The sequence below is a fragment of the Rhizobacter sp. P2_H2 genome, assembly GCF_056403375.1.
Window position 1 is genome coordinate 1 of record NZ_JBFUFP010001743.1, and the last position, 644, is coordinate 644.

The 644-nt window shown below is 67.6% G+C and carries 1 protein-coding gene; it reads left to right on the plus strand.

Features of this window, described 5'->3' with window-relative positions; translation table 11 throughout:
• The coding region (locus AC1D15_RS35960) for a VCBS domain-containing protein (protein ID WP_477829847.1) at nucleotides 1-644 on the plus strand (644 nt) is incomplete at both ends.

Sequence of the window (644 nt, forward strand, 5' to 3'; positions counted from 1 at the left end):
CGGGTACCTACGGCACCTTCACGCTCGCCGCCGACGGCACCTGGACTTACGCCGCCGCCAACAGCAACGCGACGATCCAAGCCCTGCGCGCCGATCAGTCGCTGACCGAAACCTTCACCGTCAAGAGCGCCGACGGCACCAGCTCCTCTGTCACGGTCACCATCCAGGGCACGAACGACGCAGCGGTCATCTCCGGCGCCACCTCCGGCTCCGTCACCGAAGACACCGCCGTCAACGGCTCYGGCAAYYTGACCACCGGTGGCACCCTGTCCGTCRYCGACGTCGACAACGGCCAGGCGGTGTTCCAGGCTCAGCCTGCCACTGCCGGCACCTACGGCACCTTCACGCTGACATCGGCCGGCGTGTGGACCTACGCAGCCGCCAACAGCAACACCACGATCCAGGCCCTGCGCGCCGATCAATCGCTGACCGAGACGTTCACCGTCAAGAGCGCTGATGGCACCAGCTCGTCGGTCACCGTCACCATCCACGGCACGAACGACACCGCTGTCATCTCCGGCGCGACCTCGGGTTCCGTCACCGAAGACACCGCGGTCAACGGCGCCGGCAATCTGACGACCGGCGGCACCCTGTCCGTCGCCGACGTCGACAACGGCCAGGCCGTGTTCCAGGCTCAGCCTGCC